Source organism: Streptomyces sp. GbtcB7, assembly GCF_019091445.1.
In the GTDB taxonomy this organism is placed as follows: domain Bacteria; phylum Actinomycetota; class Actinomycetes; order Streptomycetales; family Streptomycetaceae; genus Streptomyces; species Streptomyces mirabilis.
On the sequence record NZ_JAGXJM010000026.1, the window covers coordinates 147,627 to 165,637 of the forward strand.

General features: G+C 70.8%; 16 protein-coding genes. 7 read left to right on the forward strand and 9 right to left on the reverse strand.

Going from position 1 to position 18,011, the window contains the following annotated elements:
- Nucleotides 1-17 precede the first annotated feature (17 nt).
- Nucleotides 18-1,067, forward strand: a complete 1,050-nt coding sequence (locus tag KVT44_RS36000) for a zinc-dependent alcohol dehydrogenase family protein (protein ID WP_217571615.1) — start codon at nucleotides 18-20, stop codon at nucleotides 1,065-1,067.
- On the opposite strand, the gene KVT44_RS36005 is transcribed toward KVT44_RS36000, so the two are convergent.
- The 4 genes from KVT44_RS36005 to KVT44_RS36020 all read right to left on the reverse strand — a co-directional run bounded on the left by KVT44_RS36005 (nucleotide 1,062) and on the right by KVT44_RS36020 (nucleotide 6,893).
- Complete coding sequence (locus tag KVT44_RS36005) at nucleotides 1,062-2,132, reverse strand: CopD family protein (RefSeq protein ID WP_217571616.1); 1,071 nt, start codon at nucleotides 2,130-2,132, stop codon at nucleotides 1,062-1,064. The two genes, KVT44_RS36000 and KVT44_RS36005, sit on opposite strands and share 6 nt — an antisense overlap.
- Before the next feature lie 144 nt (nucleotides 2,133-2,276).
- The gene (locus KVT44_RS36010; protein ID WP_217571617.1) at nucleotides 2,277-3,659 is read right to left on the reverse strand and encodes a CoA transferase; all 1,383 of its coding nucleotides are present in this window, start codon (nucleotides 3,657-3,659) and stop codon (nucleotides 2,277-2,279) included.
- Nucleotides 3,660-3,737: 78 nt separating this feature from the next.
- Nucleotides 3,738-5,282 carry a S8 family serine peptidase gene (locus tag KVT44_RS36015; protein ID WP_217571618.1) on the reverse strand — a complete coding sequence of 515 codons (1,545 nt, stop codon included), beginning with the start codon at nucleotides 5,280-5,282 and terminating at the stop codon, nucleotides 3,738-3,740.
- Nucleotides 5,283-5,366: 84 nt separating this feature from the next.
- Complete coding sequence (locus KVT44_RS36020) at nucleotides 5,367-6,893, reverse strand: S8 family serine peptidase (RefSeq protein ID WP_217571619.1); 1,527 nt, start codon at nucleotides 6,891-6,893, stop codon at nucleotides 5,367-5,369.
- Nucleotides 6,894-7,309: 416 nt separating this feature from the next.
- Between KVT44_RS36020 and KVT44_RS36025 the strand changes: the two genes are divergently transcribed.
- The 3 genes from KVT44_RS36025 (at nucleotide 7,310) to moaA (ending at nucleotide 10,422) form a co-directional block, all read left to right on the forward strand.
- Nucleotides 7,310-7,666, forward strand: a complete 357-nt coding sequence (locus KVT44_RS36025; protein ID WP_054232238.1) for a DUF485 domain-containing protein — start codon at nucleotides 7,310-7,312, stop codon at nucleotides 7,664-7,666.
- Nucleotides 7,663-9,288, forward strand: a complete 1,626-nt coding sequence (locus KVT44_RS36030) for a cation acetate symporter (RefSeq protein WP_190170379.1) — start codon at nucleotides 7,663-7,665, stop codon at nucleotides 9,286-9,288. The genes KVT44_RS36025 and KVT44_RS36030 overlap by 4 nt, the downstream gene beginning before the upstream one ends.
- Before the next feature lie 144 nt (nucleotides 9,289-9,432).
- A complete protein-coding gene (gene moaA, locus KVT44_RS36035) occupies nucleotides 9,433-10,422 on the forward strand; it encodes a GTP 3',8-cyclase MoaA (RefSeq protein WP_099923412.1) in 990 nt (329 codons plus the stop codon).
- Between the two features lie 99 nt (nucleotides 10,423-10,521).
- On the opposite strand, the gene KVT44_RS36040 is transcribed toward moaA, so the two are convergent.
- Both KVT44_RS36040 and KVT44_RS36045 read right to left on the reverse strand, forming a co-directional pair.
- Nucleotides 10,522-10,743, reverse strand: coding sequence for a hypothetical protein (locus KVT44_RS36040; protein WP_060902214.1), 222 nt, complete (start codon nucleotides 10,741-10,743; stop codon nucleotides 10,522-10,524).
- A gap of 232 nt (nucleotides 10,744-10,975) precedes the next feature.
- Complete coding sequence (locus tag KVT44_RS36045; protein ID WP_099923413.1) at nucleotides 10,976-11,380, reverse strand: DUF3099 domain-containing protein; 405 nt, start codon at nucleotides 11,378-11,380, stop codon at nucleotides 10,976-10,978.
- A 246-nt stretch (nucleotides 11,381-11,626) separates the two neighbouring features.
- On the opposite strand from KVT44_RS36045, the gene KVT44_RS36050 reads away from it, so the two are divergent.
- Nucleotides 11,627-11,902 (forward strand): GlsB/YeaQ/YmgE family stress response membrane protein, encoded by a 276-nt coding sequence (locus tag KVT44_RS36050; RefSeq protein ID WP_067364569.1) that lies wholly within the window; start codon nucleotides 11,627-11,629, stop codon nucleotides 11,900-11,902.
- 96 nt (nucleotides 11,903-11,998) lie between these two features.
- On the opposite strand, the gene tyrS is transcribed toward KVT44_RS36050, so the two are convergent.
- The 3 genes from tyrS to KVT44_RS36065 are packed head-to-tail and all read right to left on the reverse strand — an operon-like array spanning nucleotide 11,999 to nucleotide 16,226.
- The gene (gene tyrS / locus KVT44_RS36055; protein WP_099923414.1) at nucleotides 11,999-13,267 is read right to left on the reverse strand and encodes a tyrosine--tRNA ligase; all 1,269 of its coding nucleotides are present in this window, start codon (nucleotides 13,265-13,267) and stop codon (nucleotides 11,999-12,001) included.
- A 44-nt stretch (nucleotides 13,268-13,311) separates the two neighbouring features.
- Nucleotides 13,312-14,706, reverse strand: a complete 1,395-nt coding sequence (locus KVT44_RS36060) for a metallopeptidase TldD-related protein (RefSeq protein WP_217571621.1) — start codon at nucleotides 14,704-14,706, stop codon at nucleotides 13,312-13,314.
- On the reverse strand, nucleotides 14,703-16,226 hold the full coding sequence (locus KVT44_RS36065) for a TldD/PmbA family protein (RefSeq protein ID WP_217571623.1): 1,524 nt from the start codon (nucleotides 16,224-16,226) through the stop codon (nucleotides 14,703-14,705). Before KVT44_RS36065 ends, KVT44_RS36060 begins: the two co-directional genes overlap by 4 nt.
- A gap of 228 nt (nucleotides 16,227-16,454) precedes the next feature.
- On the opposite strand from KVT44_RS36065, the gene fabG reads away from it, so the two are divergent.
- Complete coding sequence (gene fabG / locus KVT44_RS36070) at nucleotides 16,455-17,174, forward strand: 3-oxoacyl-[acyl-carrier-protein] reductase (protein WP_075026117.1); 720 nt, start codon at nucleotides 16,455-16,457, stop codon at nucleotides 17,172-17,174.
- A 5-nt stretch (nucleotides 17,175-17,179) separates the two neighbouring features.
- A complete protein-coding gene (gene fabI, locus KVT44_RS36075) occupies nucleotides 17,180-17,947 on the forward strand; it encodes an enoyl-ACP reductase FabI (RefSeq protein ID WP_054232228.1) in 768 nt (255 codons plus the stop codon).
- Nucleotides 17,948-18,011 lie beyond the last annotated feature (64 nt).

Here is an 18,011-nt window from a genome sequence, read left to right on the forward strand (position 1 = left end):
CGAGAAGGATCCTCGTCATGCGCGCCACCACCATCCACGCCCCGTACGACATGCGCGTGGAGGACGTCCCCGAACCCCTGGTGCAACTGCCCACCGACGCGGTCGTGCGGGTGCTGCGGTCCTGCATCTGCGGCAGCGACCTGTGGGCCTACCGGGGCGAGGCGGCACGGAAGGCGGGGCAGCGGATCGGGCACGAGTTCCTCGGCATCGTCGAGGAGACCGGCTCCGAGGTGACCGGCGTCCGCCGCGGCGACCTGGTCGTCGCGCCCTTCATGTGGTCGGACGGCGTCTGCGACTACTGCCGCGAGGGCCTCACCACCTCCTGCGAGCACGGCGGCTTCTGGGGCGCGGTCGGCTACGACGGCGGTCAGGGCGAGGCCGTGCGCGTCCCCTTCGCCGACGGCACCCTCGTACAGCTGCCCAAGGACGCGGCCTCCGACGACCACCTGCTGTCGGCCCTGCTGACGCTCTCCGACGTCATGGGCACCGGTCACCACGCGGCCCTCGGCGCGGGAGCCCGCAAGGGCGCCACCGTCGCGGTCGTCGGGGACGGCGCCGTCGGGCTGTGCGCCGTGCTGGCCGCCAAGCGGCTCGGCGCCGAGCGGATCATCGCGCTCGGACGCCACCAGGCACGTACGGACATCGCGCGTGCCTTCGGTGCCACGGACGTCGTCGCCGAACGCGGCGAGGCGGCCGTCGAGGCCGTCCGCGAGCTGACCCGCGGCCAGGGCGCGCACGCCGTCGTGGAGGCGGTCGGCACCGAGCAGTCCATGCGGACGGCCGTGAACATCACCCGCGACGGCGGCGCCATCGGCTTCGTCGGCGTGCCGCACGGCAGCGGCACGGGCCTCGACCTGGGCGTGATGTTCGACCGGAACGTCGCGCTGCGCGGCGGTGTGGCGCCGGTGCGGGCGTACATCCCGGAGCTGCTGCCCGACATCCTGGACGGCACCATCGACCCGTCGCCCGTCTTCGACATGACCGTCGGTCTGGAAGGCGTGCCCGAGGGCTACAAGGCGATGGACGAGCGCACCGCCCTCAAGGTGCTCGTCGCCAACGGCTCATGACCACCTGATCGGCAGCGGAAGCGCCGTCAGCAGCCCCGACACCGCCACGACCAGGCCCAGTGCCACCACCTCCGCGCGAGCGGGCACACAGGCGCTGAGCCGGTCGGCGGCCCGGCGCAGCCGCAGCCGTGCGAGCAGCGCCAGCACGGCGACGGCGGCCACCAGCACCAGCTTGGCGAGCAGGGTGCGCCCGTACGACGTCGCCGTCAGCTGGTCCAGGACCGTGCCGGGCGGCATGCGGCGCAGTGCGCTCCACACGCCCGTCGCGGTGAGCGTCGCGAACAGGACGGCGGCCACGCGCGCGTAGAGGCCCAGAAGCGCCGCGCCGGCCGCGTCCGCCGAAACCGCCGTCTCGGCCGTCTCCGTCGTCTCCGCAGCCTCCGCCTCCGAAGAGGCGCGCCAGGCGCTCAGCATCCGCAGCACGTACAGCAGGCCGCCCGCCCACAGGGCCGCGCAGGTCACGTGAACGAGCGTCAGACCGGAACCGACGAGCGGGCCGTGCTCCGGCGCCGGGTGGGCCCGCAGTGCCTCCGCGAGGGCCACCGCGGCCAGCGGCCACACCTGGGCGGCCGGTCTCCGTGAGAGGGCGCAGAGCCCGGCGGCCAGGAACGCGTTGACCTCCAGGAGCGCGAGCTTGCCGTCCCGGCTCTGGTAGAGCCCGCCGACGTCCATGTCGGAGAGGTGGTGCGGCAGCAGATTGCCGGTGGCCACCACCGAGGCGAGCCCCAGCGCGGCGACGAACCCGACCGCCGCGGCGTAGGGCGCCCAGCTGCGGGGCGCGTGCTCCAGCGGCGCGCCCGGCACCCGGCGGGCCAGCCGGGCCGCGAACAGTTCGCCCACGGGGACGCACAGCGCCGCGAACAAGGCCGCGCGCAGCAGGGCGATGCCGCCGACGCCGGGGGCGGCCGCCTCGCCGGTGCCGTCCAGCGCGGAGCGCGGACCGAGCAGCGGGATCAGGGCGGCCACGGCCACCAGGACGAGCAGGGCGACGGCGCGTCCGGCGGCGGGGCGCCGCGCCGGACCACTCGCGCCCGCTGTCTCGGCTGTCGGTCGTGTCAAGGTCACCCCAAGATCTTCACCAGTCGGCACAGAACCGGGCAAGTGCAGGGAAACAAGCGGTGGTTCGGCATTCCGCCCATAGGTACGTTTCCGGCCGACGCCTCGCTCACGCCCACCGGGCGGGGTCGGCGCGCGAACACGCCCGGTGGCTCAGGCCCACCGGGCCGGGTCCGTCCCCCAACGTCCGGGCGGCCGTGCCCAGTCGCGGGGCCCGTCGGCGAAGGAGACGGGCGACCGTGCGTACCTGAGCCGGCCCAGGTCGCTGTCGGTCTCGGCGAGCCAGGGGCCCGGTTCGTACGAGGTGTCGGCGGGCTCCCTCTCCAGGTGCGCCGGCCCCTCCATCAGCCACGCGGCCGTCCGCGCGAGCGCGAGCCGGACGAGCCGCGTCCCGCCCTCCCCGGTCTGCTCGGTGAGCGACCGGAGCACCGCGGCGGCCAGCAGGTACCCCGTGCCGTGGTCGAGGGCCTGCGCGGGCAGCGCACCCGGCCGCTCCGCGGACCCCTCGATCTGCGCGATCCCGGTGGCGACCTGCACCAGACTGTCGAAGCCCCGCCGCCCGGACCACGGCCCGTACCCGCCCCACGCCGACAACTGCGCCACCACCAGACCGGGCCGCCGTTCGGCCAGTGCCCCCGGGGAGAGCCCGAACCGGTCCAGTGCGCCGGGTCGGTACCCGGTGACGACGACATCGGCCTCGGCGAGCAGCTCCTCGAAGGCCGAGCGATCCCCGCGCGCTGACAGGTCGAGTGTGGCGGAACGCTTCCCGAAGTCCAGGTCGGCGTGCTGGTCGTCGATTTCGGGCAGGCGCGGGCTGTCGATCCGCAGGACGTCCGCGCCGAGGAGGGCGAGCGTGCGGGTGGCCACCGGGCCCGCGATGACCCGGGTGAGGTCCAGCACGCGGACGCCCGCGGCGGGCAGCAGGGGATCCCCGGCGAGCGGGGCGAGCGGTCGTACGGGTGCCGTGTCCAGCCGCTCGCGGGCCACCAGCGGGTGTGCGGCGATCGCCCGCCCCTGTGGGTGCGCCGCCCACCGGTCGGGCGTGCGCAGGGCGATCGCGAGCCCGCCGGCCGCGTACACCGTCTCCTCCACCTCGATGGCCGACCGCTCGGCGAGCACCTCGGCGACCACCTCGGTGAGGGAGCCCCGGCCCTCCGGCACACCCAGTGCGCCCAGCAGCCGCTTCTGGTGGTGCGGATAGTTCGCGTGGGTGCGCACCCAGCCGTCCGCCGTCCGCCAGAACCGGGACAGCGGGGCGAAGTTGACCGGCTCACGACCGTCGACGCGCAGATGCCGCTCACTGTGGAAGGCGGTGGCGACCGCCCCGTCGTCGACGCGCACCTCGGGCACCTTCCCTCCGGTGCGGCCTGCGGTCAGTTCGGCCCCGGCGAGGGCACAGACCGCGACACATGCCCGGGCCGTCCCGCGCACCGGCAGCCGTGCGGGCAGCACGCCCTCCCGTGCGACAGCCGAGATCTGTGAGACGAGTGAGGGGTCGCCGCCCAGAGCGGCCCACGCGAAGTCCGTACGAGTCATGACGGCACTATGCCGGGTGTACTGGATCAACATGGCGAAAGGGGCCGGGGTGCGCGCCCGGCCCCTCCGCTCACAGGGCTACTTCGTGACCGCGTTCAACGCGTTGACGGTGCCCCAGCCGTAGAACGCGTTGTGGTTCTTCGTGCCCTCGCACACCGCGTCGACCTTGCCGTCGCCGTCGATGTCGTAGGGGTCGGTGCACGGCGTGGCGTCGGCCTCCGCGTACAGCAGCGCCTTCACCAGGGCGGCGGAGGCGTGCGGGTGGGTCGACTTGATGAGGGCGGCGACGCCGGCGACGTGCGGGGACGCCATCGACGTGCCGGCCATGTAGCCCCACGTGCCGCCGGGCAGCGGGCCGAGGATCAGGCCGCTGGTGGCGGGCGGTGCCGGGGTCTGGTAGCGCGTCGAGTCGCCGCCGGGCGCGGCGACGTCGATGACGCCCAGGCCGTGGTTGGAGAAGGACGACTTGATGCCCTTGGCGCCCGTCGCGGCCACGGTGACCACACCCGGCAGCTGGGTGGGGATGTCGTAGCACTTGGAGGGGTCGATCACCCGGTCCGAGGGCGTGCCGTCGTTCGGGGAGACCGGGTCGGTGATCGAGTCGGCGGCCAGGTCGTAGTTCTCGTTGCCCGCCGCGGCGACGTTGACGGTGCCCTTGTGCTCCGCGTACCGCGAGGCGCGGGTGATCGCGTCGACCAGGGCCTTCTGGTCCGGGTCGTCCTTGCAGTTGAAGTACCAGGGGTCGGTGTAATAGCTGTTGTTGGTCACGTCGACGTGGTGCTCGGCGGCCCACACGAAACCGCAGACGACGGCCTCGGTGTAGAAGTAGCCGGCCGTCGTGGCCACCTTGATGCCGGCGACCTTCACGCCGGGCGCGACTCCGGTGATGCCGACGCCGTTCTTGGCGCCCGCGATCTCGCCCGCGACATGCGTGCCGTGCGGGCTCTCCGCGGCGGTCGGCCGCCAGGCCCCGTCGGTGGTGTCCGGCTTGCCCGTCACACAGTTGACCGAGGCGTCGCGGTTGAAGTTCGGCGCGATGTCGGGGTGCGTGTCGTCGACACCGGTGTCGATCACGGCGACCGTCACCTTGCTGCTGCCGAGGGTCTTCTCGTGCGCCTTGTCCGCCTTGATGGCGGGCAGGTCCCACTGGAGGGACTCCAGCGGGTCCTGCCCGGCGGCGGCCTCGGCGCTCGCGGCCTTCTCCTGCGCCGCGGTGAGCACCTGGGGCGCGCCCATGTCGGTGGTCGACTGCGCGGGCAGCGGCGCGTTGCGTGTGTTGCCGGCCGACTGCACGCCGCGTACGCCGCGGATCGTCCTGGCGAAGTCGGCGTTCGAGGAGTGCACGACGATCACGCCGATCTGGTCGTACGACGTCACTATCGTGCCGCCGGCCTGGGCGATGGCCTTCTTCACGGAGGCGGAAGTGCCGTGCCCGGGGCGGACGTTGACGACATAGCTGAGGGCGGTCGCGTCCGCCGTCGGCGCCGTGGCGGTCTGCGCGGCGGAGCTGTCGGTGTCGGCCGCCGAGGCGCTGACGTTCGGCAGGAAGGCGAGGGCCGTCGCCGTGGCCATCCCGAGCGGGAGGGCTATGGCGCGACGGGAGCGCTTGCGAGGCGCGGTCATGGAGTCTCCAGTTCATTCGCGGTACGAGCGGTACGAGCCGTGCGGAAGCTCATGTGACGTCCGGCCGGACTTGCTTGACGGGACTTACTTGACCGCGCGCAGCGCGTTGACGATCCCGGCTCCGTAGAAGCCGTTCACGTGCTTGCCGCCCACGCAGGTGGCGTCCACGACGCCGTCACCGTTCCCGTCGTAGGGGGCGGTCGGGCAACCCGGGTTGTCCGCCTCGGCCTTGAGGAGCGCCTGGAGCTGGGCCGGCGAGGCCCAGGGGTACTTGGACTTCAGCAGCGCGGCCACGCCCGCGACGTGCGGCGTCGCCATCGACGTGCCCTGCAGGAAGCCGTACTGGTTGTTCGGCATCGTCGACAGGATGCGGCCGTTCTTCGACGGCGTGTCCGGGATCTGGTACTTGTCGCCGCCCGGCGCGGCGACATCGATGACGCCCTTGCCGTAACTGGAGAAGTACGACTTGGCGCCGGTGACGCCGGTCGAGGCGACCGTGACGACGCCCGGCAGCTGGGTCGGTACGTCGAAGCACTTGTGCGGGTCGACCGTGCGGGTCACGGCGGTCGAGTCGTCGGGGCTGGAGGCGTCGACGAGGGCGTTCGAGTCGAGGTCGTCGTTGGAGTTGCCCGCCGCGGCGACGTTGAGGGTGCCCTTCTTCTGGGCGTACAGCTGGGCCCGGTTGACGGCGTCGACGATGGCCCTCTGGTCGGGGTCGTCGAGGCAGTTGTAGAGCCACGGGTCCACGTAGTAGCTGTTGTTGGTGATCTCCACGCCGTGGTCGGCGGCGAAGACGAAGGCGCAGACGACGCTCTCGGGGTAGAAGAGCTGGCTCGCGTCCGGCTCGGCCACGGTGATGCCCGAGACCTTGACACCGGGCGCGACGCCCGCGACACCGATGCCGTTGCGGGCGGCGGCGATCTCCCCCGCGACATGGGTGCCGTGGTAGTGGTCGGCGTCCACGGGGCGCCACGCGCCGTACGTGGTGTCCGGCTTGCCGCCCACGCAGTTCGCGGACTGCGAGGGGGAGAAGTTCGGGGCGATGTCCGGGTGGGTGTCGTCGACGCCGACGTCGATCACGGCGACGGTCACGTTCTTGCTGCCCGGGTTGGTCTTCGCGGCCTTGTCGGCGCCGATCGCGCGCAGGTCCCACTGGTCGGCTTCCAGGGGCTCCTCGCCCGCGGCGGCGGTCCTGGAGACCTTGGCGGCCTCGGCGGCGGACAGCATCTGCGCCGCGCCCTCGTCCGTCGTCCCCGCGGCCGTCAGCGGCGCGGTCCGGGTCGCGCCCGCCGACTGCACCCCGCGCACGGCGCGGATCCGCTGGCCGAAGTCCGGGTTGGCGGAATGGACGACGATCACGCCGATCTTCTCGTAGGCGATGACGACGGTGCCGCCCGCCGCGGAGATCGCCTTCTCCACCGACTCGATGGTGCGGTGGTCCGTCCTGGTGTTGACCACGTACGCGAGGTTGGGGCCGTCCGCGCTCGTCGTGGCGGACGCGGTCAGCGGGGCGGCCGACGCGGCGCCCGGCAGGAAACCGAGCGAGGCGGTGAGGGACAGGACGACCGGCACCGCGAGGGCGAGGCGACGTCTGGAACGCAGATGAGCCATGGGATCTCCACATCATCCGGAAACGAAAGCCGCCCGAACACAGGTGGTGCTCGGGCAGGTGCGTGATGGTGCTGAGGCTGGTGCGGGTGGCGCTTCGGCAGGTGCATGACGAGTGCTGCAGGCCGAAGCTATCTCCCGTCCCAGCTGGCCAGCAATGACTTCCGGAGATGACTTCCGAAAGAAGTCGGGGGAGTTGAACCGGTCCACGCGTGGCGCCGTGACCTTGAGCAGGGAGCCCGAGGACGATCGAGCCCCCTGTTGGATCACGCACCGGAGCGCATCCGTCGCTCCCGGTTACGTGATCCAGATCACTGTGAGGTCGCACCCGTATGTCCGCACCCCAGCCGTCCCCGTCCGCGAGCCCCGACTCGCCCCCGTCCACCGTCGCAACCGCACCCGCAACGCGAGGAGACTTCGTGGCTACCGACGCACCGCCCCCTTCGAAGGCCGATCCCCGGCTGCCCTCGACCGAGCAGTTCGTCGAGGTGCAGGAGAGCGCCGAGTTCGCCGAACTGCGCCGCTCGCACCGCTCCTTCGCCTTCCCGCTGACCGTCGCCTTCATCGCCTGGTACCTGCTGTACGTCCTGCTCTCGAACTACGCGGGCGACTTCATGGGCACCCAGGTGGTCGGCAACATCAACGTCGCCCTGGTCCTCGGGCTCGCCCAGTTCCTCACCACGTTCCTCATCGCCTGGTGGTACTCGCGGTACGCCGCCGCGAAGCTCGACCCCAAGGGCGAGGCGATCAAGTCCCGGCTGGAGGGCGACGCATGAGCCCCGTACAGACGACCGTGCTCGCCGCCGGTGAGGCCAGCCAGCACCGGCCGCTGATCATCACCCTCTTCGCGGTGTTCGTCGCCGCGACCCTCGTCATCACCGTCTGGGCGGGCCGCCAGACCAAGGACGCCGCCGACTTCTACGCGGGCGGACGACAGTTCACCGCCTTCCAGAACGGCCTGGCCGTCTCCGGCGACTACATGTCCGCGGCCTCGTTCCTCGGCATCGCGGGCGCGATCGCCCTCTTCGGGTACGACGGCTTCCTCTACTCCATCGGCTTCCTGGTCGCCTGGCTGGTGGCCCTCCTCCTGGTCGCTGAGCCACTGCGCAACTCCGGCCGCTACACCATGGGCGACGTCCTGGCGTACCGCATGCGCCAGCGCCCGGTCCGTACCGCCGCGGGCACCTCCACCATCGTCGTGTCGATCTTCTACCTGCTGGCCCAGATGGCCGGCGCGGGCGTCCTGGTCTCGCTGCTCCTCGGCATCACCAGCGACGCCGGCAAGATCGGCATCGTCGCCCTCGTCGGCGTCCTGATGATCGTGTACGTCACCATCGGCGGCATGAAGGGCACCACCTGGGTCCAGATGGTCAAGGCCGTCCTGCTGATCATCGGCGCCCTGCTGCTCACCTTCCTGGTGCTGCTGAAGTTCAACTTCAACATCTCCGACCTGCTCGGCAAGGCCGCCGACAACAGCGGCAAGGGCGCGCCCTTCCTGGAGCCCGGCCTCAAGTACGGCGCGACCTCCACCACCAAGCTGGACTTCATCTCCCTGGGCATGGCGCTGGTCCTGGGCACCGCGGGCCTGCCGCACATCCTCATCCGCTTCTACACCGTGCCCACGGCGAAGACCGCGCGGAAGTCGGTGAACTGGGCGATCGGCCTCATCGGCGCCTTCTACCTGATGACCCTCGCCCTCGGCTTCGGCGCCGCCGCGCTGATCAAACCCGACGAGATCATCGCCTCCAACAAGGCGGGCAACACCGCCGCGCCACTCCTGGCACTGCACCTGGGAGGCGTCGACTCCAACTGGGGCGCCATCCTGCTCGCCTCCATCTCCGCCGTCGCCTTCGCCACGATCCTCGCCGTCGTCGCCGGCCTGACCCTGGCCTCGTCCTCCTCGTTCGCGCACGACATCTACGCGAACGTCATCAAGAGGGGGCAGGCCACGGAGAAACAGGAGATGACCGCCGCCCGCTACGCGACGGTGGGCATCGGCGCCGTGTCCATCCTGCTGGGCGCCCTCGCCCGCGACCTGAACGTCGCCGGTCTGGTCGCGCTCGCCTTCGCGGTCGCCGCCTCCGCCAACCTGCCGACGATCCTCTACAGCCTCTTCTGGAAGCGCTTCACCACCCAGGGCGCGCTGTGGTCGATCTACGGCGGTCTGGTCACGGCGGTCGGACTGGTGCTGTTCTCGCCGGTGGTCTCGGGCAAGCCCACCTCGATGTTCCCCGACGTCGACTTCCACTGGTTCCCGCTGGAGAACCCGGGCCTCATCTCGATCCCGGTCGGCTTCCTGCTGGGCTGGCTCGGCACGCTCCTGTCCAAGGAGGAGCCGGACGCCGGCAAGTACGCCGAGCTGGAGGTGCGGTCCCTGACGGGCACCGGAGCACACTGATCCCCCTCGCCGACGGCCGCGTCGTAGATCTCTACGACGCGGCCGCGCCGGGTCTCGTGGGATCCGGCCGGGGTCGATGTCAGTCACGTCACGTAGGCTCGATCGTGTCGAGTGAAGTGATCCGCAACGAGGGAGGGGGCCCACGTGCTCATCGACACCTATGGCCGAGTGGCCACCGACCTGCGCGTCTCACTGACGGACAGGTGCAATCTCCGGTGTACGTACTGCATGCCCGAAGAGGGCCTGCAGTGGCTGGCCAAGCCCGACCTCCTCACGGACGACGAGATCGTCCGTCTCATCGAGATAGCGGTCACCCGTCTCGGCATCACCGAGGTCCGCTTCACCGGCGGCGAACCCCTGCTGCGCCCCGGCATCGTGGGCATCGTGGAGCGGGTCGCCGCACTCGAACCCCGCCCCCAGATGTCCCTGACGACCAACGGCATCGGCCTCAGACGCACCGCCGCCGCCCTGAAGGCCGCGGGTCTGGACCGGGTGAACGTCTCGCTGGACACCCTGCGCCCCGATGTCTTCAAGACCCTCACCCGCCGTGACCGCCACCAGGACGTCATCGCGGGCCTCGAAGCCGCCCGCGACGCCGGCCTGACCCCCGTCAAGGTCAACTGCGTCCTGATGCCGGGCCTCAATGACGACGAGGCCCCCGACCTCCTGGCCTGGGCGGTGGAGCACGACTACGAGCTGCGCTTCATCGAGCAGATGCCCCTGGACGCCCAGCACGGCTGGAAGCGCGAGGGCATGGTCACCGCGGGCGACATCCTCGCCTCGCTGCGGACGCGCTTCGCGCTCACCGAGGAGGGTGCCGCCGAGCGGGGTTCCGCCCCGGCCGAGCGCTGGCTCGTGGACGGCGGCCCGCACCGCGTCGGCGTGATCGCCTCGGTCACCCGCCCGTTCTGCGCGGCCTGCGACCGTACGCGCCTGACGGCCGACGGCCAGATACGCAACTGTCTGTTCGCCACCGAGGAGACCGACCTGCGCACCGCCCTCCGCTCGGACGCCCCCGACGAGGAGATCGCCCGCATCTGGCGCCTCGCGATGTGGGGCAAGAAGGCGGGCTCGGGCCTGGACGACCCGTCGTTCCTCCAGCCGGTCAGACCGATGTCCGCGATCGGAGGCTGAGAGCGCCCCTGCACCCCTGCAGGGGCGCGGGGCTGTGACACATGCGGCTCCGCCGCGTGGGCGCGACAAGCCACAGACGACCCGCACTTCCAGAACCGCTCAGCCCTCCGGCTCCTCCCAGTCCTCCAGCCGCACCACGTCCTTCAAGAAGCCCCGCACGTCGAGGAACGTGGACAGGTGCTCGCGGTGCTCCTCGCAGGCGAGCCACGTCTTGCGCCGCTCGGGCGTGTGCAGCTTCGGGTTGTTCCAGGCGAGCACCCACACGGCATCGGTGCGGCAGCCCTTCGCGGAGCACTGCGGAGTGCTGGGGGCCGGGGACATGTCGGGGAGCGGGAAAGTCACGCCTCAACCCTAAACGGCCCCGAAAAGGCGACGCCGAGCAGCCACGGGGGGAGCTGCCCGGCGTCGGTCTGTCGCTCCGACGGGGGATGCGGAGCGCGTACGAAGTATGTCACGGCTAGCCCGCTGCCCGGCACCGGAACAACATGATTGATCTGAGCTTTTCTTGAGCTTGGTGCGCGATTGGATTCCGTTTTCGGCGGATCCCCCGTGGTCAGGTGAGGGTCGAGTCGGGCTCGGCCCGCTCGTGCGGGCCGCCTCCCGGACGCACCCCGGGGTCGGTCACGTCCTCCGGGACGGATTCCGCGGAGGCGTCCGGGCGCGGCGGCGCGATCATCGCAGGGCCGGGCACGTTGACGAACGTCGACGGCAGCGACGGCGCGTTCTCCCGTCCGGCGTTGGCGATCACCACGGAGATGTAGGGGAGGAGTATGCCGAGCACCAGTGCGACGATTGCGACGTGCCGCTCCACGTTCCAGAGGGTCGCGGCGAGGATCACGGAGACCGTGCGGACGGACATCGAGATGACATAGCGGCGCTGCCTGCCGCGGACGTCCTCGTCGAGCCCCTGCCTGGCCCCGGTGATCCGGAAGACCTGGCTTTTGCTCTGCTTCCGCATCACGTTCCACCACCTGCTCTGTGTCGGACTCTCCCCGGCCCGTACCCGGTCCGAACCCGGTCTGGGAAGCAGGCCCGAACACGTCCCACGTTACGCCGCGGCTGCGTCGCCTTCGAGACCGGGGCGGGTCCGTCCTGGGGGGACATGATGCGCCGTACCGCGTACGGCCGCGCCCGACATGCGCCGTATGGCGCACACGCCGAGACTGGGCGTAATGCTCACGTAGAGCCGTACTAGGAGGCAGACATGGGCTGGTTGTGGGCGATCATCGTGGGCTTCGTTCTGGGCCTGCTGGCCAAGGCGATCCTTCCGGGCAAGCAGCACAGCCCACTCTGGCTGACCACCATCTTCGGCATCCTCGGAGCCATCGTCGGCAACGCGATCGCCAGGGCGGTCGGCGTCGCCGAGACCCGAGGCATCGACTGGAGCCGCCACGCCTTCCAGCTCGTGGCCGCGATCATCATCGTCTTCCTCGGCGACATGGCGTACATGGCGCTGCGGGGCAACAAGCAAAGAGCCTGACGAACCAGCGCGAAGCCCGGTGATCAGGTACGACGAAGGGGCGGTCTCCGCACGGGAAACCGCCCCTCATCGTGTCCAGGCCTCAGCGACTCGTGTCTAGGCCTCTGCGACCTCCACCGCCGCCAGGTTCTTCTTGCCCCGGCGCAGTACCAGCCAGCGCCCGTGCAGCAGGTCCTCCTTGGCGGGGACCGCGTCCTCGGCGGTGACCTTGACGTTGTTCACGTAGGCACCGCCCTCCTTGACCGTGCGGCGCGCGGCCGACTTGCTGGCCACCAGGCCGACCTCCGCGAAGAGGTCCACCACCGGGCCGAGCTCGGCGACCTGGATGTGCGGCACCTCGGAGAGCGCTGCGGCCAGCGTCCTCCCGTCGAGCCCGGTCAGCTCGCCCTGGCCGAAGAGAGCCTTGGACGCGGCGATCACCGCGGCCGTCTGGTCGGCGCCGTGCACCAGCGTCGTCAGCTCCTCGGCCAGCGCGCGCTGGGCGGCGCGGGCCTGGGGGCGCTCCTCGGTCTGCTGCTCCAGCTCTTCCAGTTCCTCGCGGGACTTGAAGGACAGGATCCGCAGGTACGTCGAGACGTCGCGGTCGTCCACGTTCAGCCAGAACTGGTAGAACGCGTACGGCGTCGTCATCTCGGGGTCGAGCCAGATGGCGCCGCCCTCGGTCTTGCCGAACTTGGTGCCGTCCGCCTTGGTCATCAGCGGTGTCGCCAGCGCGTGCACGTTGGCGTGCGGCTCCAGGCGGTGGATCAGGTCCAGGCCCGCGGTGAGGTTGCCCCACTGGTCGCTGCCGCCCTGCTGCAACGTACAGCCGTGGCGTCGGTACAGCTCCAGGAAGTCCATGCCCTGCAACAGCTGGTAGCTGAACTCCGTGTAGCTGATGCCTTCCTCGGACTCCAGGCGCCGGGCCACGGAGTCCTTCGTCAGCATCTTGTTGACGCGGAAGTGCTTGCCGATGTCCCGCAGGAACTCGATGGCCGACAGGCCGGCCGTCCAGTCCAGGTTGTTCACCATGACCGCGGCGTTCTCGCCCTCGAAGGACAGGAACGGCTCGATCTGCGAGCGCAGGCGCGTCACCCAGTTCGCGACCGTCTCCGGATCGTTCAGCGTGCGCTCGGCGGTCGGGCGCGGGTCACCGATCTGGCCCGTCGCGCCGCCGACCAGGGCCAGCGGGCGCAGGCCCGCCTGCTGGAGACGACGCATGGTGAGGACCTGCACCAGGTGCCCCACGTGCAGACTGGCCGCGGTCGGGTCGAAGCCGCAATAGAACGTGACGGGACCGTCCGCGAGCGCCTTGCGCAAAGCATCTTCGTCGGTGGACAGGGCGAACAGCCCCCGCCACTTCAGCTCGTCGACGATGTCCGTCACGGTTCTCGTATCTCCTTGGGTGGTCTCGTGAATCAGGTACGAGGTTATACGCCCTGGCTGACAGAGCTCATATTGAAGTCGGGCACCCTCAGCGGGGGCATCGCAGCCCTAGTGAACCAGTCGCTCCATTCACGGGGCAGCGTCTTTTCCGTGCGCCCCGCCTCCGTGGCCCGCGACAGCAGGTCCACCGGCGACTCGTTGAACCGGAAGTTGTTCACCTCACCGACGACCTGGCCGTTCTCGACGAGGTAGACGCCGTCCCGGGTCAGTCCCGTGAGCAGCAGCGTCGCCGGGTCGACCTCGCGGATGTACCAGAGGCAGGTCAGCAGCAGACCGCGCTCGGTGGCGGCGACCATCTCCTCCAGGGAGCGGTCCGCGCCGCCGTCCAGGATCAGGTTGCTGATGATCGGGGCGACGGGCAGCCCGGTGAGGCCCGCGCTGTGCCGGGTGGTGGACAGATGGGTCAGCGTGCCCTGGCGCACCCAGTCCGTCGCCGACAGCGGCAGCCCGTTGTCGAACACGGAGGCGTCGTCGCCCGAGGAGTGCGTGAGCACGAAGGGCGCGGACTCGAGCCCCGGCTCGTTGGGGTCGCTGCGCAGGGTCAGCGGCAGCTCGGTGAGCTTCTCGCCGACGCGGGTGCCGCCGCCGGGCTTGCTGAAGACGGTCCGGCCCTCGGCCGCGTCCCGGGCCGCCGCCGACCACATCTGGTAGATCAGCAGGTCCGCGACGGCGGTCGGCGGCAGCAGCGTCTCGTAGCGGCCGGCGGGCAGCTCGACGCGTCGCTCGGCCCATCCGAGCCGGGTCGCGAGCTCGGCGTCGAGGGAGGCCGGGTCGACGTCCTTGAAGTCCCGCGTGGACCGCCCCGCCCACGCCGAGCGCGTCCGGTCGGGCGACTTGGCGTTGAGTTCCAGCGTGCCGTTCGGCTGGTCGTGGCGCAGGCGCAGCCCCGTCGACGTACCGAGATAGCTGGAGACGAGCTCGTGGTTGGCGAAGCCGTACAGCTCGCGCCCGCCCGCCCGCGCGCGGGCGAAGGACTCGCCGAGCGCCGGGGCGAAGTCGGTGAAGACGGCGGAGGAGGTCTCGGTGGGCGCGTCGGTGAAGTCGGGGGACTCCGGCACGCCGGTGACCAGCGGCTGGGCGTCCTCGGCGGGCCCCGCGCCGCGTGCCGCCGCCTCCGCGGCCCGTACCAGGGGTTCCAGCTCGTCCGCGGTCACGGCCGAGCGTGAGACGACCCCGGAGGCCGTGCCCTCACGGCCGTCGACGGTCGCGATGACGGTCAGGGTGCGCCCGCGCGTGACCCCGTTCGTGGTCAGCGCGTTGCCGGCCCAGCGCAGGTTGGCGGTCGAGTGCTCGTCGGCGATCACGACGCAGCCGTCGGCGCGGGAGAGTTCGAGGGCGCGCTCGACGACCTCGTGCGGCTTGTTCGTACGGGCGCTCATCGACCGGCCTCCTGCGTCGTGTTGAGAATATTGACCCCCCGGAAGAGAGCCGACGGGCAGCCGTGCGAGACCGCCGCGACCTGACCCGGCTGGGCCTTGCCGCAGTTGAAGGCACCGCCCAGGACGTACGTCCCCGGGCCACCCACCGCGGCCATCGAACCCCAGAAGTCGGTCGTCGTGGCCTGGTATGCGACATCCCGCAACTGCCCGGTGATCCGACCGTTCTCGATCTTGAAGAACCGCTGACCGGTGAACTGGAAGTTGTACCTCTGCATGTCGATGGACCAGGACCGGTCACCGACGACGTAGATGCCGCGGTCCACGCCCCCGATCAGGTCCTCGGTCGAGAGCCCCGCGGGGTCCGGCTGGAGCGAGACGTTGGCCATGCGCTGTACGGGCACGTGCCCGGGGGAGTCGGCGTAGGCGCACCCGTTGGACCGGTCGAAGCCGGTCAGCTTCGCGATCCGCCGGTCGAGCTGGTAGCCGACGAGGGTGCCGTCCTTCACGAGGTCCCAGGACTGTCCCTCGACGCCCTCGTCGTCGTACCCGATGGTCGCGAGGCCGTGCTCGGCGGTGCGGTCACCGGTGACGTTCATCCGCTCGGAGCCGTACCTCAGCTTGCCGAGCTGGTCGAAGGTGGCGAAGGAGGTGCCGGCGTACGCCGCCTCGTAGCCCAGCGCGCGGTCCAGCTCGGTGGCGTGGCCGATGGACTCGTGGATCGTCAGCCACAGGTTGGAGGGGTCGACGACGAGGTCGTACAGCCCCGCCTCGACGCTGGGTGCCCGCATCTTCTCGGCGAGCAGCTCCGGGATCCGCGCGAGCTCGGAATCCCAGTCCCAGCCGGTGCCCGTCAGGTACTCCCAGCCGCGTCCGACCGGCGGCGCGATGGTGCGCATGGAGTCGAACTCGCCGCTGGACTCGTCGACGGCGACGGCGGTGAGCTGCGGGTGCAGCCGTACCCGCTGCTGGGTGGTCACGGTCCCGGCGGTGTCGGCGTAGAACTTGTTCTCGTGGACGGTCAGCAACGAGGCGTCGACGTGGTTGACGCCGTCGGCCGCGAGCAGCCGTGCGCTCCAGTCCGCGAGCAGCCCGGCCTTCTCCTCGTCCGGCACGGAGAAGGGGTCGATGTCGTACGACGAGATCCACGTCTTCTCGGCGTGCACCGGCTCGTCCGCCAGCTCCACGCGCTCGTCGGAACCCGCCGCCCTGATCACCTGGGCCGAGAGCTTCGCCATCGCCACGGCCTGCGACGCGACCTTCGCGGCCGCGTCCATCGTCAGATCCACACCCGACGCGAACCCCCAGGTCCCGCCGTGCACCACTCGCACCGCGTACCCCAGGTCCGTGGTGTCCGACGATCCGGCGGGCTTGGCGTCCCGCAGCCGCCAGGACGCGCTGCGCACCCGCTCGAACCGGAAGTCCGCGTGCTCGGCCCCCAGCGCCCGCGCCCGCGCGAGCGCGGCGTCGGCCAGGGCCCGCAGCGGCAGTGCCGTGAAGGCTTCGTCGATGGAATGAGGCACGGAGGTCTCCCTGCTGTCGTGGCCTGTCGGGTCCGATCATGTCGCGCGGGCGGGTCCGTGGGCCACATCTTTCCCTCCGCGCATCGAGGCTTTCTGTAGGGATCCGACAGTGAGTCCCCCGCGCCACTGTCGGTGCCCGATTCTCCGGGAGGCGTAGGGGACCGATAGGTTTCCAAGGAAGGCGCCTGTCTTGCAGGGGTTTCAGACAGCTATCGAAAGGGTGATCCGTTGAGCCGCTCGGTTCTCGTCACCGGAGGCAACCGGGGCATCGGCCTCGCCATCGCCCGCGCTTTCGCCGATGCCGGCGACAAGGTCGCGATCACATACCGCTCGGGTGAGCCGCCGGCCGCCCTCACCGCATTGGGCTGCCTCGCCGTCAAGTGCGACATCACCGACACCGAGCAGGTGGAGCAGGCCTACAAGGAGATCGAGGCCGAGCACGGTCCCGTCGAGATCCTGGTCGCCAACGCGGGCGTCACCAAGGACCAGCTTCTGATGCGGATGTCCGAGGAGGACTTCACGTCCGTCCTCGACACCAACCTCACCGGCGCCTTCCGGGTCGTCAAGCGTGCCAACCGTGGGATGCTCCGTGCCAAGAAGGGGCGGGTCGTCCTCATTTCGTCGGTCGTGGGGCTGCTCGGCTCCGCGGGGCAGTCGAACTACGCCGCCTCCAAGGCCGCCCTGGTCGGCTTCGCGCGTTCGCTCGCCCGCGAACTCGGCTCGCGCAACATCACCTTCAACGTCGTCGCGCCCGGTTTCGTCGACACCGACATGACCAAGGCGCTCACCGACGAGCAGCGTGCGGGCATCGTCGCCCAGGTGCCGCTCGGCCGGTACGCGCAGCCCGAGGAGATCGCCGCGACCGTGCGGTTCCTCGCCTCGGACGACGCCTCGTACATCACTGGAGCCGTCATTCCGGTTGACGGCGGACTGGGAATGGGTCACTGATCACCATGAGCGGAATCCTCGAGGGCAAGCGCGTCCTGATCACCGGTGTGCTGATGGAGTCCTCCATCGCCTTCCACACCGCCAAGCTGGCCCAGGAGCAGGGCGCGGAGATCATCCTGACCGCGTTCCCGCGGCCCACGCTGACCGAGCGCATCGCCAAGAAGCTCCCCAAGCCCACCAAGGTCATCGAGCTCGACGTGACCAACGACGAGCATCTGGCGCGTCTCGCCGACATCGTCGGTGAGGAGCTCGGCGGCCTCGACGGCGTCGTGCACTCCATCGGCTTCGCGCCGCAGGACGCCCTCGGCGGCAACTTCCTCAACACCCCCTTCGAGTCGGTCGCCACGGCCATGCACGTCTCGGCGTTCTCCCTGAAGTCGCTGACCATGGCCTGCCTGCCGCTGATGCAGAACGGCGGCTCGGTCGTCGGCCTCACCTTCGACGCGCAGTACGCGTGGCCGCAGTACGACTGGATGGGCCCGGCCAAGGCCGCCCTGGAGTCCGTCAACCGCTACCTCGCCCGCGACCTGGGCAAGCAGAACGTGCGCTCCAACCTGATCTCGGCGGGCCCGATCGGCTCCATGGCCGCCAAGTCCATCCCGGGCTTCGGCGAGCTCGCCTCCGTCTGGGACACCCGGGCGCCCCTCGAGTGGGACCTCAAGGACCCGGAGCCGGCCGGCCGCGGTGTCGTCGCCCTGCTGAGCGACTGGTTCCCGAAGACCACCGGCGAGATCATCCACGTGGACGGCGGACTGCACGCCATCGGCGCCTGATTTCCCCCATGTGGCCGACGCCCCGTTTCCCGCAGTGCGGGGAGCGGGGCGTCGCCCGTTCGGC